Here is a 19462-nt window from a genome sequence, read left to right as displayed (position 1 = left end):
GGGTTTTGGCAGCCGGATCTAAGTCGTTGTGAGAAAAACAAAACGCGTCACCATTAAAGATATCGCGGAGCTGGCGGGGGTATCAAAAGCCACCGCCAGTCTGGTTCTGAACGGCCGCAGCAAAGAGCTTCGGGTGGCGGAGGAGACACGCGAGCGTGTGCTGGCGATTGCCAAAGAACATCATTATCAGCCCAGTATTCACGCCCGTTCGCTGCGGGACAACCGCAGCCACACCATTGGTCTGGTGGTGCCGGAAATCACCAACTACGGGTTTGCCGTTTTTTCTCATGAGCTGGAGACCCTCTGCCGCGAGGCGGGTGTTCAGCTGCTGATCTCCTGTAGCGATGAAAATCCGGGCCAGGAGACGGTGGTGGTCAATAACATGGTGGCCCGCCAGGTGGACGGGCTGATTGTCGCCTCCAGCATGCTCAACGACGCGGATTATCAAAAGCTGAGCGAGCAGTTGCCCGTTGTGCTCTTTGACCGTCATATGAACGACAGTTCTCTGCCGCTGGTCCTCACCGATTCAATTACCCCGACCGCCACGCTGGTGGCCGACATTGCGCGCCAGCATCCGGATGAGTTCTACTTCCTCGGCGGCCAGCCGCGGCTTTCCCCGACGCGTGACCGTCTGGAAGGGTTTAAGCAGGGGCTGCGTGACGCTGGCGTCGAGCTACGTCCGGAGTGGATTATTCATGGTAATTACCATCCGAGCTCCGGCTACGAAATGTTTGCCGAACTTTGCGCGCGCCTGGGCCGCCCGCCAAAAGCCCTTTTTACCGCCGCCTGCGGTCTGCTGGAAGGGGTGTTGCGCTATATGGGGCAACATAATCTGCTGCAAAGCGATATGCGTCTGGCCAGCTTTGACGATCACTATCTCTATGATTCTCTGACCATTCCTGTCGATACCGTTCGTCAGGATAACCGTCAGCTCGCCTGGCACTGCTTTGATCTGATTGGCAAACTGATTGAAGGGGAAACGCCGGAGCCGATCCAGCGTAAACTGGATGCCACACTGCAACGGCGGTACAAGGCCGTGGAGTGACAGGGTAAAGTCTGACGGATATATCAATAACTTTAATTAATTAAAGATCGGATTCAGCCGATAACCAAAGGGAAATTAAATCCCTGAGGTGTGTTATGTCGTTGAAAAAATCATCCCTGATTATCCTGTTTTCTCTGCTTTTCTTCTTTGTGGCCAGCACCATCACCAGCGTTGGGCTCATCATTAAAAGTAATACTTCGCTGGATAATGTGAACAAAGAAATTCAGGTGGTCCTGTCCATTATTGATCCCATTAACCATAGCCGAACCCTGCGCGTCAGGGTTATGGAGTATGTGAAAATGGTGGAAGCGGGGGACGCCACCGACTCGTCTGCGAAACTGGCCTCGGTTAAAGAGGCGCTGACCAAAGCCGATAGTGCATTTTCGGCGTTTATGGCCTCGCCGCGTTTGCCGGACGAAGCCCCGCTGGTCACTGCCTACCAGCAGGCGTGGCAAAATTACCGTAACCAGGGACTGGCACCGCTGATTGCCGCTGCCGCCGCTCACGATGTGTCGCGGTTCAACGCTCTTATTCCCGTGGTGTCTCAACTTGATCGCCAATATGAAATTGTGCTCGATCAGGTTCTCTCCGTACACCAGAAGTACGCCAAAACGCTGAACGAGGATGCGAGCCATAATTTTGTGTCGGGTCTGGTTATTATCGCCTGCATTGCGGTGCTGTTCGTGGTGGTGATCCTCGTCGTCAGCCTGCTGATGAAACGCGTGGTCTTTGCGCCAGTGAACCTGGCGCGCGAGCACTGTCGACAGATTGCGGCCGGGAAGCTGGACGTACCGGTACCGATCAAGCGTGATTCCGGGAATGAAATCGATCACCTGATGTCCTCGATGGAGCAGATGCGCCAGGCGCTGCTCTCCACCATTTCTCAGGTGCGCGATGCCAGCCACACCGTAACGCATGCGGCGCAGGAAATTGCTTCCGGCAATATCGACCTGGCCTCCCGTACCGAGCAACAGGCTTCTGCCCTGACCCAGACGGCCGCCAGCATGGAAGAGCTGAGCGCGACGGTGGCGAATAACACCGATAACGTGTTCCAGGCCGGTAAGCTGGTGCAGGATGCCGTGAAAAATGCCCATACCGGTGAAGCGGTAACCCGTGAAGTCATCGAAACGATGAATACTATCGCGTCCAACTCGAAGCGTATTGAGGACATCACCAGTGTCATCAACAGTATTGCTTTCCAGACTAATATTCTGGCGCTGAACGCGGCCGTTGAAGCGGCGCGTGCCGGTACGCAGGGGCGAGGATTTGCCGTGGTGGCAAGTGAAGTGCGCACCCTGGCCCAGAAAAGCGCGGTGGCGGCGAAGGATATCGAAAGCCTTATCGCCCAGTCTGTTTCCAGCGTGAAAAACGGTGCGGAACTGGTGAATCGTTCGGGAGAGGTGATTGATTCTATTATCAGCTCTGTGAATAAAGTGCATACGCTGATGGAACAGATTTCGGTTGCCTCAGAAGAGCAGAGCCGTGGAATTGGTCAGGTTGGGCAGGCCGTAACGGAGATGGACGGTGTGACCCAGCAGAACGCGGCGCTGGTGCAGCAATCCGCCGCAGCCGCGGCCTCGCTCGAGGAGCAGGCGCAGCAGCTGTCGCAGAGTATTTCGAGTTTTCGTCTGCCGGCAATTGCGTGATTAAATGAGGAAGGCTCCTGTTGGAGCCTTTTTAATGTCTGCATTCAGCCGCTGCACAATCTCCTTCAGCCATTACTGTTATCCGTACAAAGCCGCTATCACATAAATTTTATCTTTCCCCGGCAATATTTCTGTTCCTCATCCGTCTACCTCATCAGAGACCATAATCATTCAACATAAACGAGGTACACATGAGAAATTTTGATATGCACGGAAAAGGTCACGGACGTGGTTTGGGCCGCCATCGTATGTACAAGGGCATCGTGATAGGCGCAGTCCTGTTCGTGGTGCTTGGCCTGCTGGTCATGTCCCTGTGGAACGCGTTACTCCCGGCCATCCTGGGGGTTAAAGCCATTGGCTTCTGGCAGGCGCTGGGGATCCTGCTGCTGAGCCGCATTCTTTTCGGTGGGCTGGGTTTTCGTCCAGGCAGGTTCGGTGCACACCGTCGTATGCACGCACAATGGATGAATATGACCCCCGAACAACGTGAGGCCTTCATTCAGCAGCGTCGGGCAGGATTTGGGCGTCATGGTCATTGCCGGTGGCACGATGACCGGGATGAGAAGCGAGATGATAACGCTGCGAAAGCGCCGGAAGCCGAGTGAGCGATATGAAAGCCGGTGACGCGGGGGAATCATTACTGATCTCGGCACTCAATGCCTGCCGCGCACGGCTAAAAGCCTTCATTCGCGGACGGACTGCGGTTCGTGATGATGTCGATGATATTCTTCAGGAAGTGACCTGGCAGTTGATGAAAGTGGAACAACCGGTGGAGAACGTCGCCGCCTGGCTGTTTCGCGCCGCGCGGAATGAGATGATCGACCGGGCGCGAAAAAAGCATGAGGTTTCACTACCGGGGTACCTGACGGCAGATGATGAGGACTTTCCGGAGCAGGAGATTGCAGAAACGTTATTCGGCGTACCGCAAACGCCGGAGGAGGAGTATCTCAACATGCTGCTGTGGGAAGAGTTGGGGCAAGCCCTGTCGGAACTGCCGCCACCACAGCGCGAGGTGTTTGAAAAAACGGAATTTGAGGGATACACCATGAAGGCGCTGGCGGAGGAAACGGGCGACAGCGTGCAGGCGTTATTATCCCGCAAACACAAAGCCGTGCGATTTTTGCGTAATCGCCTCAAGGATATTTATGAAGCGTTGACAGGGCAATAAAGTTCGACCACTCTGAAAAACAATATCTTAGAGGGGTCGTTATGCTTCAACTGTTAGCAAAGAAAAAGATGCTGTTACTCTCTGCTCTGCTGTTTTCAGGGCTGGTCAGGGCAGAGGAGTCGCTTCCGGATGTGGTAAAGCACTTCAGTGAGCAGCAGGATATCAAAATCATTAAGAAAATTGATGCCCCTGGCGGCGCGCCAGCGTGGCTGGGGCAGTATCAGGACATGGGCGTGACGCTCTTTCTGACCCCTGACGGAAAGCACGTGGTGTCTGGCTATCTGTATGATGAGAAGGGAACCAACCTCAGCGAGGCCTTTTTCCAGAAAGAGATCTACGCCCCGATGGGCCGCGAGATGTGGAAAAAGCTCAATGCGGCGCATCCGCTGAAAGAGGGCGCGGAGAGCGCCCCGCGCAAAGTCTTTGTTTTTGCCGACCCGTTCTGCCCGTACTGCAAGCAGTTCTGGGCTGAAGCGCAGCCGTGGGTGAAGGCCGGCAAGGTCCAGCTCAACACGCTGCTGGTTGCGTTTCTTAACCCGAACAGCGGGCGTAACGCCTCTGCGATCCTGAATGCCAAAGATCCGGTGTCGGCCTGGAAAGAGTACGAGCTGTCCGGCGGTAAAAAGCTTCCTAAACCTGAAGGGGCGGCTTCACGGGAAACCGTTGAGATCCTGCAAAATCACCAGACGCTTATGGACAGTCTCGGCGCGAATGCCACACCAGCTATTTATTACCTGAATGAGCAAAACGAACTGCAGCAGGTCGTGGGCATGCCAGACGCAAAACAGCTTGAGGCGATGTTCGGGCCGAAGCCGTAAAAAGAAAGGCAGAAACAAGGCGTTTCTGCCTTTTTTCAGTCAACTACCCCAGCGCCCCCGGAGGTAATTTACGGCTTCCTGCGTCTGCGGCTGGTTAAGATAGTCTTCACGGAACAGGATGGTGCCTTTTACGTCTGGCAGTGAATCGTTGAGGTCGAGCTGTTTTTTCAGCTCCGGTACGCCGCCGTTCACCGTCCAGTCCGGTTCGTTTCTGGAAGGCGCGCCCACTTTGTAGAACGCGATCCCGATATACAGGCGGGTATGGGTCGGTTTCACCACGTCAGCCCACCATTTTGTCAGCACATCGTATCGTGCCGCGTCGCGGGCGAAGGGCCAGTAGATCTGCGGCGCAATGTAATCCAGTAAACCCTGCTGTACCCATTTTCGCGTGTCAGCGTAGGATTCATCGTAGGCTGCGGCACCGCGCGTGTCCGATCCTGCCGGGTCGAAGGAGCGGTTGCGCCATACACCCGCAGGGCTGACGCCAAATTCAACCTCAGGCTTTGCCTGCTTGATCGCCCTTGATACCTGCACAATCAGCTGCTGCGTATTGTGCCGACGCCAGTCAGCTTTCGACGCAAATCCCTCGCCGTAGCGCCTGAAGGTCCAGGCATCGTTCAGGGTTGAGCCCGGCGTCTCGGTGTAAAAATAGTCATCGAACTGAACGCCGTCGACAGGGTAGCGATTCACCACTTCCATCACCACCTGGGTTATCCAGTCCCGCACCTCGGGAATGCCCGGGTCGAGAACAAAACGATCCCCCGAGGTGCGGATCCACTCCGGATGCTGGACATAGACGCTGGAGGGATGAAGCGACGAGGTACGGTTAAGCGCGGCGATGGTCGACGGCTTCGTGTTGGTGGAGACGCGGTAAGGGTTGAACCAGGCGTGAACCTTCATCCCGCGCTTGTGCGCTTCATCCAGCATAAACTGGAGCGGATCGTAACCGGGGTCTTCCCCGATAGTCCCGGTCAGGGTATCTGACCACGGCAGTATTTCAGAGGCCCACAGCGCCGTACTGTCCGGTTTTACCTGAAAGAAGACGGTGTTGATCCCAAGCTTTTTCAGCTTATCGAGCTTGTCCGTCAGCGCCTTCTGTTGCTGGGCGATACGCTGGTCCGCGCTGCGGCCATTCACTGATGACACGGGGGGCCAGTCGAGACGGGAGACGGTCGCCAGCCAGATCCCGCGCATGGGTTCGTTAGTCTGCTGTACAGGTTTCGCCTGCGGCAGCGGGGTAACGAGTGATTTGGGTGGTTTGGAAGTGCAACTTACCAGTAAAAGCGCGCAGCCAAGCAGCGCGCCAGTCCGTTTTACGTGTCGCATCATTTGCGTGTTAGCTCCTGGGTGTCCGGCCATCCGTCCAGGGATTAAACGCCGGTTCGTCCTGTTCCTCGTTACCGTCATCGTGAAGGGAGTCGAGGTAGAGGGCTTCAACTTCCGCCCGCGCCCATGGGGTCCGGCGCAGGAACTTCAGACTCGATTTAACACTCGGGTCCTTGCGAAAACAGTTGATTTTGATTCGGTTGCCCAGTTCATTCCAGCCATATCGCGCAACCAGCGCGTTAACCTGCATTTCAAGCGTTACGCCATGCAAAGGATCGTTGGAAATATGTGCTGTCATAGGCGTCCGGTAGTCTCATTTTTTATGGGGATGTGATAAACGCTCAAAGGTTACAAGAAAGCAGGGGACGCGGCAATTTCAGCGTGAGGTTCTTCACCCGTAAAGGGTGAAGAGGATTTCCGGTTAATACTATTTTTTAAACAGTTCAGGTGCCCACGGCGTCGGGTCTACCTCCATAAAGGGTGCACGCTCAAAGCGGGACTTCAGCGCCCAGGGCACCGTACAGTCGAAAATCGTTTTGCAGGTGATCCCGTTGCCACGAATGGAGGGACTGTAGTCCGGCGCCTGAGACGGATCGAGCTGGTGACCGCGGATCCCCGGCAGATGGGTGATACTGACATCGCCCTGCATACGGGTCGTCATCGCCCACAAAATGTCGTCGCTGTCGAAAATATCCACGTCTTCGTCGACGAGAATAATATTTTTAAGCTCGGAATAGGTGGCTAACGCGATGAGGGCCGCCTGACCCTGACGCCCTTCGTCAGAAAGCTGCCGTTTTTTAACCTGCAATACCCCAAGGAATTTGCCCCCGCCAGCGGTATGCGCATAGACGTTTTGCAGGAAACCGGGGATGGCTTCTTCCACCGCATTCCGGATGCTGGCCTCCGTTGGCAAACCGGCCAGCGTGGTGTGCTCTTCGCCCGGTCCTACCAGGGTTTGCAGGATCGCCTGATGACGCATCGTGACGGCCTTCACTTTGATTACCGGTAAGGAGGGGTTAGCCTCCCCACAGTAGCCAGGAAATTCCGGCATCGCGTGCCCGGTGTGGGTATGCTGATCTTCTTCTACGCGCACGCCCGGCAGCAGTTCGCCTTCGATGATTATTTCCGCACGCGCAATCGCTTTTTCCTGTACGGCCACACCCTGCACCAGCTCGACGGGGGCCTGACGTAACGCGCCGGCGACACCCAGCTCGTTGTAGCCGAAGGGCGTGGTAGGGGCTTCGAAACAGGCGCCAATATAGATAGCGGGATCGAGACCCATATTGATCGTGACCGGCAAGGGTTTGCCCGCCTCTTCGGCTTTCTTACGGAACACTTCAATATGGCGGCCCGCGGCAAGGAACATGGAGAGCTCATCGCGCTCCTGAACGCAAAGACGGTGAATAGTGACATCGGTCAGCGAGGCGTCTTCCGGATCGCTTGCCAGCACCAGCCCCAGACAGAAGAACGGACCGGCATCTATCGGCGTGTTGGTCGGTGCCGGAAGCAATTTACGCAGATCGAAGTCCGGATCGTCGGCATAAAACACCTGCTCCTGACACGGCGCCTGGGCCGCCGGGACGACAACGGGAGCAATCGGGTTTTTCACCGCCTGGCCGACATGTTTTGCCAGTTCAGAGGGCTCGCAGCCCAACAGGAGCGCCGCCCGCTCGCGGCTGGCGTGCATACCGACCAGAATACGGGAGTCGGGATACCCCTTAATAGCGTTAAACATCATGGCCGGGCCGATGCGCGTCGGACGTTTTACCGTGCCGCCAGCACCAATATGCCGGTACACACCCGCCAGCTCCGCGTCAGGATCGACCGGATGGTTGGTTTCAAGGTATTGACCTTCATGGCGTTTGAGCAGTTCGATAGCACTTCTGAGATCGTTGATGTGGTTTTCCATATTTTCCCCCTCGGATGATTGCATCCATTCTTAACCGGACGAAGAAGGCTATCAATTGCATCATTTGTGCTATTTTAATATGAATTTTATTATCAATAATGAAGGCACAGTATGCAGTTTCGACTGATGCGCAATTTTATCGTGGTGGCGGAAGAGCTTCACATGCATCGTGCGGCGGAGCGCCTTAACATGGCGCAACCGGCACTAAGCCAGCAAATCAAAACGCTTGAAGATCGTCTGGGGGTAGTGCTCTTTAGCCGGGCGAATCGTCGCCTGACGCTGACGCCAGCCGGTGAGGCGTTTCTCAGTAAAGCCAGAGTGGCGATTTTTATGACCGATCAGGCGATTCTGGATGCCAGACAGACGGCCAGAGGGGAACAGGGCGTGCTGAATCTCGGATGCGTTTCAAGCGCGATATTCGACAGTAAGCTGCCCGACGCGCTGCGGCTTTTACATGAGAAATGGCCAGCCATCAGCCTTTCCATGATGACGGGAAACGTGCAAACCCTTTATACCGGCGTGCAAAGCAACCAGCTGGATGTGGCCATTATTCGTGCCCCGTTACCGCTGCTGCCTGACGATCTGCAAAGCCGTCCTTTTACAACGGAAAAAGCCGTGCTGGCCTTACCTCGTCAACACAGTCTGGCGGGCTCCGCCGCGCTGACGCTTGCGTCGGTGAAAGAGGAGAAGTGGATCGCCCTGCGCGACCCGGAGGGGATGGGGCTGGAGCAATATTTCTATGATGCCTGCCACAGCGCTGGCATACAGCCTGACGTTGTGCAAAATGCCACCGATGTCCCCACGGTGATAAGCCATGTCTCGGCAGGGTTTGGTATCGCCATGCTGCCAGCTTCAGCGAAGGCGATATGCGTACAAAATGTCGTCTTTGTGGATATTCTTGACCGACTCCGGGAGAGCGAGCTGACGCTGGTTTGCCACCGGATTATTCGCTCTGAGGTCCTGAAAAAATTGCTGAGTATCCTCGATCATACCTGACGTCCGGCGGCCTGAAGAAGCTGTTCTCGCAGCCAGCGATTAGCCGGATCCTGACTGTTTTTCGGGTGCCAGTACATACCGATGACGATCGGCGGGAGATCCAGCGGTGGCGGAAAAATATCAAGCGTTTGCGTAAAGCGTAGCAACATGCGTCTGGGTAGGGTGCAGAGCAAATCGGTACCGGCAACAATCGCAGGCGCCATCGCATAGCTTTGCGTCGACATCACCACGTTACGCTGGTGGCCAAGCCCCGCCAGATGCTGATCGACAAAGCCCGCGAACGGGTCGCCCTCGGATGAAACCACCAGGTGTGAAAGACTACAATAGCTTTCCAGATCCACCGGCCCCGTACCGCGCGGATGGCCTTTCCGCTGGGCTGTGGCATATTCATCGTCAAACAGTTTGCGTCTCACCCATGCATCGTGCGCCCCCGCGTTAACGCCGATATAAATATCCACATCGCCATTTTCCATCTGCGCTGACAGCAGCTGGGTTTCCGGGAGCGCAAAACGCAGGCGGATACCTGGTGCCGCACTGCTAATCTGATTCTGCAACTCTGCCCCCAGCATTAGCGCCGGGTTTTCGTGCAGGGCAATAACAAAGGTGCGGTTGCTGTTCTGCGCGTTGAACGTGGTGGGTTCAAGCATCGCCGCTATGCCCTGCAAAACCGTCGCGACTTGCGGCCTTAACGCTTCGGCGCGCGGCGTCGGTAACACCCCACGTCCGTGTGGGGAAGGGACAAACAGCGGCTCACCAAACAACACGCGCAGGCGTGCCAGGCGGGCAGACATTGCTGGCTGGCTGATGCCCAGCCGCGCGGCCGCATGGGTGATATTCTGGTCCCTGAGTAACGCATCCAGCGTCAGGATCAGGTCCATATCCATATCGGAGGGGGACATCTTATTTTGCGGCACGGTTGGTATAGGTCACCGGGACCCACGCGTAGCCTTCCCGCTCACCTTTCGTCACATAGCCGATCCCGGGGAAAGGCAGATGTGGCGCCGCAATCAGATCTTTGTTTTTCACAAACTCAGCGAAAGCTGCGTTGCGCACCCGGGCGGCGCCGTCCTGATCCTCATCGTAAGCAATCGTCACGTTGGGCTGCGGGAACTGAACTGCGGCGACGTGGATGATGTCGCCGACAAAGGTAATTTTTTCACCTTTGCTCTCCAGCGTGTAAAACGCGGAACCTGGGGTGTGGCCCGGGTGAACCGTACCGCTGATGCCCGGCAGAAGCTGTTCGGTGCCTGAGAAAGTCTTCACTTTTCCGGCATCCAGATAAGGCTTTAATGTCTTGTGCGCGACATCGAAGTAGTTCTGGTCATAGCCCGATTTTTTCTGGTTCTCGTCGTTAAAGAAGAAATCGATATCCGGTTTGCCGACATAGACCTGCGCGTGGGTAAACACGCGCTGACCGTCTTTGACCAGACCACCGGCGTGATCGGAGTGCGCATGGGTGATTAGAACATCGGTAATATCTTCGGGTTTGATGCCCTGGGTCGCCAGGCTTTCAATCAGCCGCCCGCCTTTGCCGGGGCCAAAGAGCTGACCGGAACCGGTATCCACCAGGATTTTGTGCCCGGGCAAGGCGATATAAAACGCGTTAATCGATGCTTCCACCGGATTGGCCTGGAAGTTTTTGGCCAGTAACGCATCGGTATTTTCCGCCGTCGTCCGGCGCAGTAAGGCGTGAAGATCCTGCGGCACGCTGCCGTCCGTAAAGGCGGTGATAATCGTGTCGCCAACCTGAACGCTGTAGCCGCCAGCCTGCTGTTTCACCACATGCTGCGGAACGCTGGCCACCGCGTGGATCGCTGGAAAGAATAAAACTGAACCGGTCAACAGGGTTGATATCGCAAGTTTTTTCACAGTAAACATGATGGGCTCCTTAATAGTAAGTTCATCATAGTTCAACTGCGATTTTTGAGAACAGCAGGGGAGTGAATGTGACCTATCCATGAAATGGATAGGTCTGAGAGGATGCTTTACAGCACGCCGGTACCGCCATCAGAGCACCACACTTGCCCGGAAGCGTATGAGCAGGAATCGGAGGCAAACAACACATACAGCGGTGCGATTTCAACCGGCTGGCCCGGTCGGCCCAGGGGCGTATCTTCCCCGAACTTCTGAACTTTGGACTGCGGCTGACCGCCGCTGGACTGAAGAGGCGTCCAGTATGGACCTGGCGCGACGGCATTTACCCGAATACCACGCGGTCCCAGCTGCTGGGCCAGAGACTTGGTAAAGGCCACGTTACAGGCTTTGGTCTGCGCATAGTCCACCAGGATCGCGCTCGGTTTAAACGCCTGAACGGAAGTGGTGTTGATGATCACGGCACCTTCCTGCAAATGGCGCAGCGCAGCTTTGGTGATCCAGAAGGGGGCATAGACGTTGGTCTTAAACGTCGCGTCAAAATCTGCCGTGGTGAGATCGTCGATAGATTCACAGTACTGCTGGCGTCCGGCGTTATTCACCAGGATATCCAGGCCGCCCAGTTCGGCAACGGCTTTTTCCACCAGCGTGTCGCAGAAGGACTCCACGCGAATGTCGCCGGGAATGGCGACCGCTTTACGGCCTTCGGCCTGAATCAGCGCAATGACCGATGCCGCATCGGACTCCTCTTCCGGCAGATAGCCAATAGCGACATCTGCACCTTCACGGGCATAGGCGATGGCTACCGCGCGACCAATGCCGGAATCACCGCCGGTAATCAGCGCTTTTTTTCCTGCCAGTTTTCCTGACCCGATATAACTTGTTTCACCATGATCCGGTATTGGCTTCATTTCCGATGCCAGCCCGGGCGCCCTTTGCGGTTGTTCTGCAAACGGTGGACGAGGGTAATGCAGCGTGTGATTATTTCCTGTAGACATACCGGCCTCCTTAATAGTGAACTCAAAGATTAGTCGTTAATTAAACGTAAGCGGGCAAAATTGACAAATTCAGACAAATCTATATTCCAGTGGCGGATATAAAATATTTTCTCAAGCCAGCATGTAATACCAGAAAAGGGCGACCTCATCTTTTTCCGGCAGAGCGTTGTAAAGGTAACGATCGTAACCGCCCAGAATAAACCCATAGTGACGATAGAAAAGGCAGGCAGAAACATTAACGTTCTGCGTCTCCAGCCGTAAGCCGGGCGCATTGAGGCTTCGCGCCCAAACGTGGGTGGCAGACATCAGCTTGTGCGCCGCGCCCGTTCGGCGTTTTGAACGCTCCACGGCAATGTAATCCACCGAAATAAATTTATTCCAGTTGCAGGACGCGGTTATAAAACCGGCGATTTCACCGTCATCCGTTTCGGCGATAAGAAATATTGAATCAGGATTAACGCAATGATTTTCCAGCGTCTGGAGATCCAGTTCATAGGTTTTATGATAAGGATCGGTTAGCGCCTCGATATGCAAATCACCATTGAGAAAAGGTTCTCTGGCAATCTCATCGACCGTAAAAGAAAAATCACAACATTCAAGACGGGCGAGGTCGGTGCTTAATCCTTTTCGAATATGCATAGTATTCCTTAAGTGGGAGTTATAAATAGATAATAGACGAAGCGGCATACCCTGCTGGCATAACACTCTGTTCATCCTGGTCTAAGCTTGTATTTCGTTCCGCGTAAAATGTGGTCATTCGAGGACAATGAATGGAATTCAGAACATGTCGCAGGCACTGGGGTGCTGAGTTTATTTCCGATGACGTTGTACGTTTTCGCGTCTGGGCAGAAGGGCAGAAAGATCTCACGTTGCGTTTAACCGACACCGACATTCCGATGGCGGCGGTGGGCGACGGCTGGTTTCAGGTTGACGTGCCCGGCGTCAGACACGGTACGCCGTATCAGTTTGTTTTACAGGATGGAATGGCGGTGCCGGATCCGGCCTCGCGCGCGCAACAGGCTGACGTCAACGGCCCGTCGGTGGTAATCGACCCGCGTCACAACCTGCCCGCACAGCGGGAATGGCAAGGGCGGCCTTGGGAAGAGACGGTGATCTACGAGATGCATATCGGCACCTTCACCGGGGAAGGAACCTTCAGGGCGGCCATCGATAAATTGCCTTATCTGGCCGAACTGGGTATTACGCAACTGGAAGTGATGCCCGTGTCCCAGTTCGGGGGCGCGCGCGGATGGGGGTATGATGGCGTACTGCTGTATGCCCCGCACTCAGCTTATGGCACACCGGATGATTTTCATGCCTTCATCGATGCCGCCCACGCGCTCGGGCTTTCCGTGGTGCTGGATATTGTACTCAACCACTTTGGCCCGGAAGGGAACTACCTGCCGTTGCTCTCGCCGGCGTTTTTCCATCAGGATCGTATGACCCCGTGGGGCAACGGTATAGCCTATGAGGTTGAAGCCGTCCGGCAATACATCGCTGAGGCGCCGTTATTCTGGCTCTCGGAGTATCATCTTGACGGTCTGCGCTTCGACGCCATCGACCAGATCCATGACAACGCTGAGACCCATATTCTTCCCGAGATAGCGCAACGGATCCGCGACGCCTTTCCGGATCGGCATATCCATCTGACCACCGAAGACAGTCGCAACGTGATTTTCCTGCATCCGCGCGATGAGCATGGTCAGACGCCGCTTTTCACCGCCGAATGGAATGATGATTTTCACAACGCCGCGCATGTCTTCGCGACCGGGGAATCACACGCCTATTATCAGGATTTTGCCTTTGAGCCGGAGAAAAAGCTGGCGCGGGCGCTGGCAGAGGGCTTTGTCTACCAGGGGGAAATCTCGCTTCAGACCGGGAAATCGCGCGGGGTAGAGTGTCGCGAGCAACCACCGCAGTTTTTTGTCGATTTTATTCAGAATCACGACCAGGTCGGTAACCGTGCCCAGGGGGAGAGGCTTATCTCTCTGGCTGGGGCGGAGAAAACGCGCGTGCTGTTCGCGGCGCTGCTCCTGTCGCCACATATCCCGCTGCTGTTTATGGGTGAGGAGTATGGCGAAACGCATCCGTTCCTCTTTTTCACCGACTTCCACGGCGACCTGGCGAAAGCCGTGCGGGAGGGGCGCGCGAAAGAGTTTACAGGCCATGCCGGGCACGATGAAACCGTACCGGATCCCAATGACGTAAATACCTTTATGAGGTCGAAGCTTGACTGGAACAAGGCAGACACGGAGGAAGGTAGGGCGTGGCTGCACGGTACGCGCGAACTGATTGCGCTGCGTCAACGCTTTATCGTCCCGTTACTGAAACAGCGAGGCGCCGTGGAGGGTAACGTCCTGCAAACGGCGCTCGGCATGGTTGCCGTGAGCTGGCGTTTTCCGTCCGGTACGCTGTCGCTGGCGCTGAATATCGGCAAAAAGCCCCTCGCCTTAGCGGACCTGCCCGGAAAAACGATCTTTAGCTGGCCGGAGGCAGTCGAAAACCTGCCGCCGAACAGCATTGTTGTTCGCTTTGCTGATGGAGAAGCAGCGCTATGATCCCTTCCTCTACTTACCGAATTCAGTTTCGCAACGGCATGACCTTCGATCGCGTGGTAGACCTGATTCCGTATATGAAAGACCTCGGAATTAGCCATCTTTACGCGTCGCCTGTTTTCACCGCAACCACGGATTCCACCCACGGCTATGACGTGACCGCCCCCAACGAAATCGACCCGGCGATTGGCGGGCGGGAAGGGTTTGACCGCATGGCGGCAGCGCTGAAACAGGCGGGGATGGGGCTGATTCTGGATATCGTTCCTAACCATATGTCGACCTCGCTGGAAAACCGCTGGTGGCGCGATGTTATCGAGCATGGTCGGCAGAGCCGCTATGCGGCATATTTTGATATCGACTGGTCCCGACCGCTGACGTTGCCGTTTCTTGGCGACACCTTTGAAGCCGAGCTGGAGCGGGGGGCTATCACCCTGAAACGTGACAGTGTCACCGACAGCGCGGCGTTGGTTTACTATGATACCGCCTATCCGCTTAATCCCGGCACGTATGCCGAAGGCAAGAGCATCGCTGAGATCCACGAGGCGCAAAGCTGGCGGCTGATGTCCTGGCGGGAAGCGCCGAAACAGCTTTCATGGCGGCGCTTTTTTGAAATCACCGGGCTGGTCGGCGTGCGGGTAGAGGATGAGGCGGTATTCGCAGACACGCACCGCCTGATCCTTGAGCTTGTCCACGCCGGGGTTGTCGACGGCCTGCGCATTGACCATGTGGACGGGCTTGCCGATCCGCTGGGCTATTTGCAGCGACTGCGTGCGGCGACCGGACCGGATTGCTACATCACGGTAGAGAAGATCCTCGCCAAAGGGGAACAGCTTCCTCCGGAGTGGCCCATCTCAGGTACTACGGGCTATGAGTTTATCGCCTCCCTGGCGGAAGTGCTGGTGGATGATACCAACCTCTCGCGACTGGAGACGCTCTACGACGAGACGCTGGGTACGACCGTGGACAGGCAGGCGGAACTTCGCAACGCCAAAGGCCTGATGACCGATCGTAATTTTGAAGGTGAATTTACCACGCTGCTCAAAATAGCCAGCGAGCTGGCCGGGCATAACGGTGCCGAAGTGGAGCATGAGGATATCCGCCATGCCCTGCGCGAGCTGCTTATCGCGTTTCCGGTGTATCGCACCTACGGCACCGCACAGGGGCTGACGTCACCGGATGTGGCGCTGCTCAGCCGCGTGGTCGCCAGCGTCAACACCTCTGAACCCGCTCTGAGCCTTATCGTGCGTATTCTTTCCGGCGATCTGCCGGCGCATGACCACGCACTGGCCTCGCTTTTCCGCACCCGTTTTCAGCAGCTGACCGGGCCGCTGATGGCGAAATCGGTAGAGGATACGCTGTTCTTCCGCCATAACCTGGAGCTGGCCCTGAACGAAGTCGGCGCCGACCCGACGCCGCGCGCGTTTTCACTTTCCCGTTTTCATCAGGAGATGCGCATTCGACTTGCCCGCCAGCCCGATGCGCTGCTGGGAACCTCCACCCACGACACCAAACGCGGCGAGGATGCACGAGCTCGTCTGTATACGCTGACGGAAGCGCCAGATCTGTGGGGAGAAAATCTGGCGCGCTGGCGGCAAATGAACCAGACACAAGTCCGATTCCTCAACGATGGCACCGCGCCGAACGCCGCCGACACCTGGATGATCTTCCAGGCGCTGGCGGGCGTCTGGCCAGCAACCCTGTCGCCTGAGGATCGTGATGGCCTTAAGTCACTGGAAGAGCGTTTCCTCGGCTTTATCGAGAAAGCCCTGCGCGAGGCCAAGCAGCGTACCGACTGGATCGACAGCAACGAAGGTTACGAGAGCGTGGTCCTGGACTACGTGCGCCATCTGCTTTCCCCGGATAACACCCTGTTCCTGCGTGATTTCAGTGCCGCACTCCAGCCGTTTATTCGGGCTGGGTTAATGAACAGCCTGAGCCAGACGGTGATCAAACTGACTGCGCCTGGCGTACCGGACATCTACCAGGGCAGCGAGGGGCTTAACTTCAGCCTCGTCGACCCGGATAACCGCCGCGAACCGGATTTCGCCGCACTGGCGGAAAACCTCAGCGTAGCGGATGGCACCGTTTTTAACGATGCGCAACGCTGGCGAGACGGCAGCGTGAAGCAGTACGTCACCGCCACGCTGTTACGGCTTCGGCCACATTACCCCGCGCTTTTCCGCTACGGCGACTGGCTGCCGCTGAAGGTAACCGGCGAGCGGGAGGAGAATCTGATCGTTTATGCCCGCATCAAAGATGACGAGGCGCTGATCGTCGCCGTGCCGCGCCTGGTGTTTGACGTCACCGATAATGCGATGCTGTGGGCCAATACTACCGTGGCCATACCCCAGGCGCTGGCCGGGAAGCACTACCGGGATCTGTTTACCGGTGAGCGTCGCCTTCTGCCAGAGACGCTGGATTTAACGTCTGAAAAGGGATGTTTGTTGGTTCTGCTTACCTGCGAATAATCGAGGAGAACAAAAATGCCAAAGGATACAACGTTTGAAATTCGGGCCGGTCATGGCCAGCAGTTGGGCGCAAATTATGACGGGAAAGGGGTGAACTTCGCCCTGTTTTCCGCCCACGCTGAGCGGGTGGAGTTGTGTCTGTTTGATCCTTCGGGAAAAACAGAAATCGCCCGTCTGGAACTGCCGGAATATACCCATGAGGTCTGGCACGGCTATGTGCCGGACCTGAAACCGGGGGCGCTGTATGGCTACCGCGTTTACGGCCCCTACGATCCGGAGAGCGGTCACCGCTTCAACCCCAATAAGCTGCTTATTGACCCCTATGCCCGTGAACTGGTAGGTGAAATTGAGTGGAACGATGCCCACTTCGGCTATGAGCTGGGACACGACGAGCTGGATCTCAGTTTTGACACGCGAGACAGCGCGTCGTTTACGCCCAAATGTAAGGTCATCGACCCCAATGCCGTTGACTGGCAGGACTCACGCCGGCCCGATATCCCGTGGCCGCATACCGTGGTCTATGAAAGCCACGTAAAAGGCTTTACCCAGCTTAACCCGGCTATTCCGCCTGAACTGCGCGGTACGTTTGAGGGGATGGGGCATAAAGCCTCGGTGGAGTACATCAAAAGCCTCGGCATTACCTCGGTCGAGCTGCTACCGGTTCACTGGTTCCCGGACGATCAGCACCTGCTCGATCGCGGCCTGAAAAACTTCTGGGGCTATAACTCGCTCGGTTTCTTTGCGCCAGCGTCCCGCTATTACGGCCCGGCGGGGATCCAGGGTTTCCGCGACATGGTGCGTGCTTATCATGACGCGGGCATCGAGGTGATCCTCGACGTGGTCTATAACCACACGGCGGAGGGCAACGAGCTGGGACCAACCCTGTCGTTTAAGGGGATTGATAACTTCTGCTATTACCGCACCATGCCGGATCAGCACCGGTATTACATTAATGACACCGGCACCGGGAACACCGTTAACACCTCGCACCCGCGCGTGTTGCAGATGGTCATGGACTCCCTGCGTTACTGGGCGGAATCGATGCAGATTGACGGTTTCCGCTTTGACCTCGGAACCATTCTCGGACGCGAGCCGGAGGGATTTGACCCGCGCGGCGGCTTCTTTGATGCCGTGACCCAGGATCCGGTGCTGTCGAAGCTGAAGCTTATCGGTGAACCGTGGGATATCGGCCCAGGGGGATATCAGGTGGGGGGCTTCCCGCCAGGCTGGGGCGAGTGGAACGACAAATACCGCGACACGGTACGTGAATACTGGAAGGGAGATAACGTTTCTAACGATTTTGCCGCCCGTCTGTTAGGGTCCGGTGATTTGTACGATCTGCGAGGACGTCGTCCGTGGGCCAGCGTCAATTTTATCACCGCGCATGACGGCTTTACGCTGAACGACCTGGTGTCCTACAACGAGAAGCATAACGCCGATAACGGGGAAGATAATAACGACGGACATAACGATAACCGGTCGTATAACTACGGTGAAGAAGGGCCGACGGAGAATCCGGATATTATCGCCACCCGCGAGCGGCAAAAGCGCAACTTCCTCACCACGCTCTTCTTCTCCCACGGCACGCCGATGCTGCTGGCAGGTGATGAGTTTGGCCGGACGCAAAAGGGCAATAATAACGGCTATTGCCAGGACAGCGAGATCTCCTGGATAAACTGGGAAGGACTCTCTGAAAACGACGAGAAGCTGCGCGACTTTACCCGTCGGTTGATTGCTCTGCGCGCTGAGCAGCCGCTGCTGCGCCGTGAAAACTGGCGCGACGGGCTTGAGATCCGCTGGTTTAACGCCGGTGGCGGACCGCAGCAGTCGGAACAGTGGGACGAGGGTTCCACCCTTGGTCTTGCCATCAGCCGTCCGGATCTTGAGCAGGAAGAGGGCATCTGGCACGACGTGCTGATGCTGTTTAACCCGTTTGAAGGCACGGTGCCATTCCAGATCCCGCAGTTTGGCGAAGGGGGCTGGGTGCTGGAGCTTTCGACGGCGGATGATGCCCCTACAGGGGAAATCATCACGGAATCCGTCGATTATGAACTGGCCGGGCGGAGCATAACGCTTTTCCGCCGTCCTTAAAGCGAGGCCGCCGCGCGTGCGGCGGTATCATACAGGGAGGAGATCGCGCGGAGTAATTGCGCGGTCTCGCCAATCGACGCGCCCGGAATGCCGCTTTCCGCATGAATGTTGATCAGGCAGGCTTCCCGTACCTCCCGGTACTTCATGCACAGCGCTTTGCCTTCCTCCGTCGTAGAGAAAAAGAGCTCTTTCCCCGCTTTTTCACTGGTGACGTAACCCGCCTTTACCAGCTTTTTCAGCGCATACGTCACCACGTGGGTATCTTCCACGTTCAGCACAAAGCAGATGTCGGCCAGCTTTTTCTTGCGGTTGCGGTGGTTTACGTGGTGCAAAAGCGAGACGTCGAAAGCGCCCATATCCGGTTCACCTGCTGCGGTCATGCAGCGCACCATCCATTTGTTAAACGCATTGCTGGTCATGATCAGCGCATATTCCAGCTCTGATAATTCAGCACACCGCTCTGAGACGAGATGGCGGGAGGAGACGATACGCCCGTCCGCAATATCGTCGTGGTTTAACGCTGTTTTCGTTTTCTTTGTCGTCATACCGATCCTTTCTCCAGAATGTAAA

General features: G+C 56.2%; 17 protein-coding genes. 9 read left to right on the top strand and 8 right to left on the bottom strand.

The genetic code is table 11. The features are described 5' to 3' along the window. Positions 1-28 precede the first annotated feature (28 nt). The 5 genes from BFV65_RS10455 (at position 29) to dsbG (ending at position 4677) form a co-directional block, all read left to right on the top strand. The gene (locus BFV65_RS10455; protein ID WP_017693400.1) at positions 29-1045 is read left to right on the top strand and encodes a LacI family DNA-binding transcriptional regulator; all 1017 of its coding nucleotides are present in this window, start codon (positions 29-31) and stop codon (positions 1043-1045) included. A 95-nt stretch (positions 1046-1140) separates the two neighbouring features. After that, entirely contained in the window at positions 1141-2691 is a 1551-nt protein-coding gene (locus BFV65_RS10450; protein WP_069596580.1) for a methyl-accepting chemotaxis protein, read from the top strand. 191 nt (positions 2692-2882) lie between these two features. Then, positions 2883-3296, top strand: coding sequence for a hypothetical protein (locus tag BFV65_RS10445; RefSeq protein ID WP_063148904.1), 414 nt, complete (start codon positions 2883-2885; stop codon positions 3294-3296). Positions 3297-3301: 5 nt separating this feature from the next. Continuing rightward, positions 3302-3859 (top strand): RNA polymerase sigma factor, encoded by a 558-nt coding sequence (locus BFV65_RS10440; protein ID WP_180246287.1) that lies wholly within the window; start codon positions 3302-3304, stop codon positions 3857-3859. A gap of 41 nt (positions 3860-3900) precedes the next feature. Further along, on the top strand, positions 3901-4677 hold the full coding sequence (gene dsbG, locus BFV65_RS10435; RefSeq protein WP_022648169.1) for a thiol:disulfide interchange protein DsbG: 777 nt from the start codon (positions 3901-3903) through the stop codon (positions 4675-4677). Positions 4678-4716: 39 nt separating this feature from the next. Here the strand turns inward: dsbG and BFV65_RS10430 are convergent, their stop codons facing one another. From BFV65_RS10430 to BFV65_RS10420, 3 genes are all read right to left on the bottom strand, one after another. Beyond that, positions 4717-6006 (bottom strand): glycoside hydrolase family 10-like protein, encoded by a 1290-nt coding sequence (locus tag BFV65_RS10430; RefSeq protein ID WP_022648168.1) that lies wholly within the window; start codon positions 6004-6006, stop codon positions 4717-4719. 7 nt (positions 6007-6013) lie between these two features. Continuing rightward, positions 6014-6301, bottom strand: a complete 288-nt coding sequence (locus BFV65_RS10425) for a VF530 family protein (protein ID WP_023300148.1) — start codon at positions 6299-6301, stop codon at positions 6014-6016. A gap of 129 nt (positions 6302-6430) precedes the next feature. Next, positions 6431-7912 (bottom strand): UbiD family decarboxylase, encoded by a 1482-nt coding sequence (locus BFV65_RS10420; protein WP_069596578.1) that lies wholly within the window; start codon positions 7910-7912, stop codon positions 6431-6433. 111 nt (positions 7913-8023) lie between these two features. On the opposite strand from BFV65_RS10420, the gene BFV65_RS10415 reads away from it, so the two are divergent. Then, positions 8024-8908 carry a LysR substrate-binding domain-containing protein gene (locus BFV65_RS10415; RefSeq protein WP_069596577.1) on the top strand — a complete coding sequence of 295 codons (885 nt, stop codon included), beginning with the start codon at positions 8024-8026 and terminating at the stop codon, positions 8906-8908. On the opposite strand, the gene BFV65_RS10410 is transcribed toward BFV65_RS10415, so the two are convergent. The 4 genes from BFV65_RS10410 to BFV65_RS10395 form a co-directional block, all read right to left on the bottom strand. After that, the gene (locus BFV65_RS10410; protein ID WP_045622684.1) at positions 8899-9807 is read right to left on the bottom strand and encodes a LysR family transcriptional regulator; all 909 of its coding nucleotides are present in this window, start codon (positions 9805-9807) and stop codon (positions 8899-8901) included. The two genes, BFV65_RS10415 and BFV65_RS10410, sit on opposite strands and share 10 nt — an antisense overlap. A 1-nt stretch (position 9808) precedes the next feature. Beyond that, entirely contained in the window at positions 9809-10786 is a 978-nt protein-coding gene (locus BFV65_RS10405) for an MBL fold metallo-hydrolase (RefSeq protein ID WP_069596576.1), read from the bottom strand. A 107-nt stretch (positions 10787-10893) separates the two neighbouring features. Continuing rightward, on the bottom strand, positions 10894-11778 hold the full coding sequence (locus BFV65_RS10400) for an SDR family oxidoreductase (protein WP_022648162.1): 885 nt from the start codon (positions 11776-11778) through the stop codon (positions 10894-10896). A 111-nt stretch (positions 11779-11889) separates the two neighbouring features. After that, positions 11890-12417, bottom strand: coding sequence for a GNAT family N-acetyltransferase (locus tag BFV65_RS10395; protein WP_022648161.1), 528 nt, complete (start codon positions 12415-12417; stop codon positions 11890-11892). A gap of 131 nt (positions 12418-12548) precedes the next feature. On the opposite strand from BFV65_RS10395, the gene treZ reads away from it, so the two are divergent. Genes treZ through glgX form a run of 3 tightly spaced genes read left to right on the top strand, consistent with a single transcriptional unit; the run spans position 12549 to position 18892 of the window. Then, the gene (gene treZ, locus BFV65_RS10390; protein WP_058677853.1) at positions 12549-14336 is read left to right on the top strand and encodes a malto-oligosyltrehalose trehalohydrolase; all 1788 of its coding nucleotides are present in this window, start codon (positions 12549-12551) and stop codon (positions 14334-14336) included. Continuing rightward, the gene (treY, locus tag BFV65_RS10385; RefSeq protein ID WP_069596575.1) at positions 14333-16801 is read left to right on the top strand and encodes a malto-oligosyltrehalose synthase; all 2469 of its coding nucleotides are present in this window, start codon (positions 14333-14335) and stop codon (positions 16799-16801) included. The genes treZ and treY overlap by 4 nt, the downstream gene beginning before the upstream one ends. A 15-nt stretch (positions 16802-16816) precedes the next feature. Then, entirely contained in the window at positions 16817-18892 is a 2076-nt protein-coding gene (gene glgX / locus BFV65_RS10380; protein ID WP_069596574.1) for a glycogen debranching protein GlgX, read from the top strand. Here glgX and BFV65_RS10375 read toward each other — a convergent pair. Continuing rightward, a complete protein-coding gene (locus BFV65_RS10375) occupies positions 18889-19437 on the bottom strand; it encodes a winged helix DNA-binding protein (protein WP_022648157.1) in 549 nt (182 codons plus the stop codon). The genes glgX and BFV65_RS10375 overlap by 4 nt on opposite strands. Positions 19438-19462 lie beyond the last annotated feature (25 nt).

It is taken from the genome of Enterobacter hormaechei subsp. hoffmannii (assembly GCF_001729745.1).
GTDB classification, from domain to species: domain Bacteria; phylum Pseudomonadota; class Gammaproteobacteria; order Enterobacterales; family Enterobacteriaceae; genus Enterobacter; species Enterobacter intestinihominis.
Note: the sequence above shows the minus strand (reverse complement) of the source record. Positions and strands in the feature narration are given on the sequence as shown.

Coding starts and splice junctions, on each gene's coding strand:
- BFV65_RS10450 (WP_069596580.1), top strand. CDS start 1,141: ATGTCGTTGAAAAAATCATCCCTGATTATCCTGTTTTCTCTGCTTTTC.
- glgX (WP_069596574.1), top strand. CDS start 16,817: ATGCCAAAGGATACAACGTTTGAAATTCGGGCCGGTCATGGCCAGCAG.
- BFV65_RS10410 (WP_045622684.1), bottom strand. CDS start 9,807: ATGTCCCCCTCCGATATGGATATGGACCTGATCCTGACGCTGGATGCG.
- BFV65_RS10430 (WP_022648168.1), bottom strand. CDS start 6,006: ATGATGCGACACGTAAAACGGACTGGCGCGCTGCTTGGCTGCGCGCTT.
- BFV65_RS10395 (WP_022648161.1), bottom strand. CDS start 12,417: ATGCATATTCGAAAAGGATTAAGCACCGACCTCGCCCGTCTTGAATGT.
- treZ (WP_058677853.1), top strand. CDS start 12,549: ATGGAATTCAGAACATGTCGCAGGCACTGGGGTGCTGAGTTTATTTCC.
- BFV65_RS10400 (WP_022648162.1), bottom strand. CDS start 11,778: ATGTCTACAGGAAATAATCACACGCTGCATTACCCTCGTCCACCGTTT.
- treY (WP_069596575.1), top strand. CDS start 14,333: ATGATCCCTTCCTCTACTTACCGAATTCAGTTTCGCAACGGCATGACC.
- dsbG (WP_022648169.1), top strand. CDS start 3,901: ATGCTTCAACTGTTAGCAAAGAAAAAGATGCTGTTACTCTCTGCTCTG.
- BFV65_RS10375 (WP_022648157.1), bottom strand. CDS start 19,437: ATGACGACAAAGAAAACGAAAACAGCGTTAAACCACGACGATATTGCG.
- BFV65_RS10415 (WP_069596577.1), top strand. CDS start 8,024: ATGCAGTTTCGACTGATGCGCAATTTTATCGTGGTGGCGGAAGAGCTT.
- BFV65_RS10425 (WP_023300148.1), bottom strand. CDS start 6,301: ATGACAGCACATATTTCCAACGATCCTTTGCATGGCGTAACGCTTGAA.
- BFV65_RS10445 (WP_063148904.1), top strand. CDS start 2,883: ATGAGAAATTTTGATATGCACGGAAAAGGTCACGGACGTGGTTTGGGC.
- BFV65_RS10420 (WP_069596578.1), bottom strand. CDS start 7,912: ATGGAAAACCACATCAACGATCTCAGAAGTGCTATCGAACTGCTCAAA.
- BFV65_RS10405 (WP_069596576.1), bottom strand. CDS start 10,786: ATGTTTACTGTGAAAAAACTTGCGATATCAACCCTGTTGACCGGTTCA.
- BFV65_RS10440 (WP_180246287.1), top strand. CDS start 3,302: ATGAAAGCCGGTGACGCGGGGGAATCATTACTGATCTCGGCACTCAAT.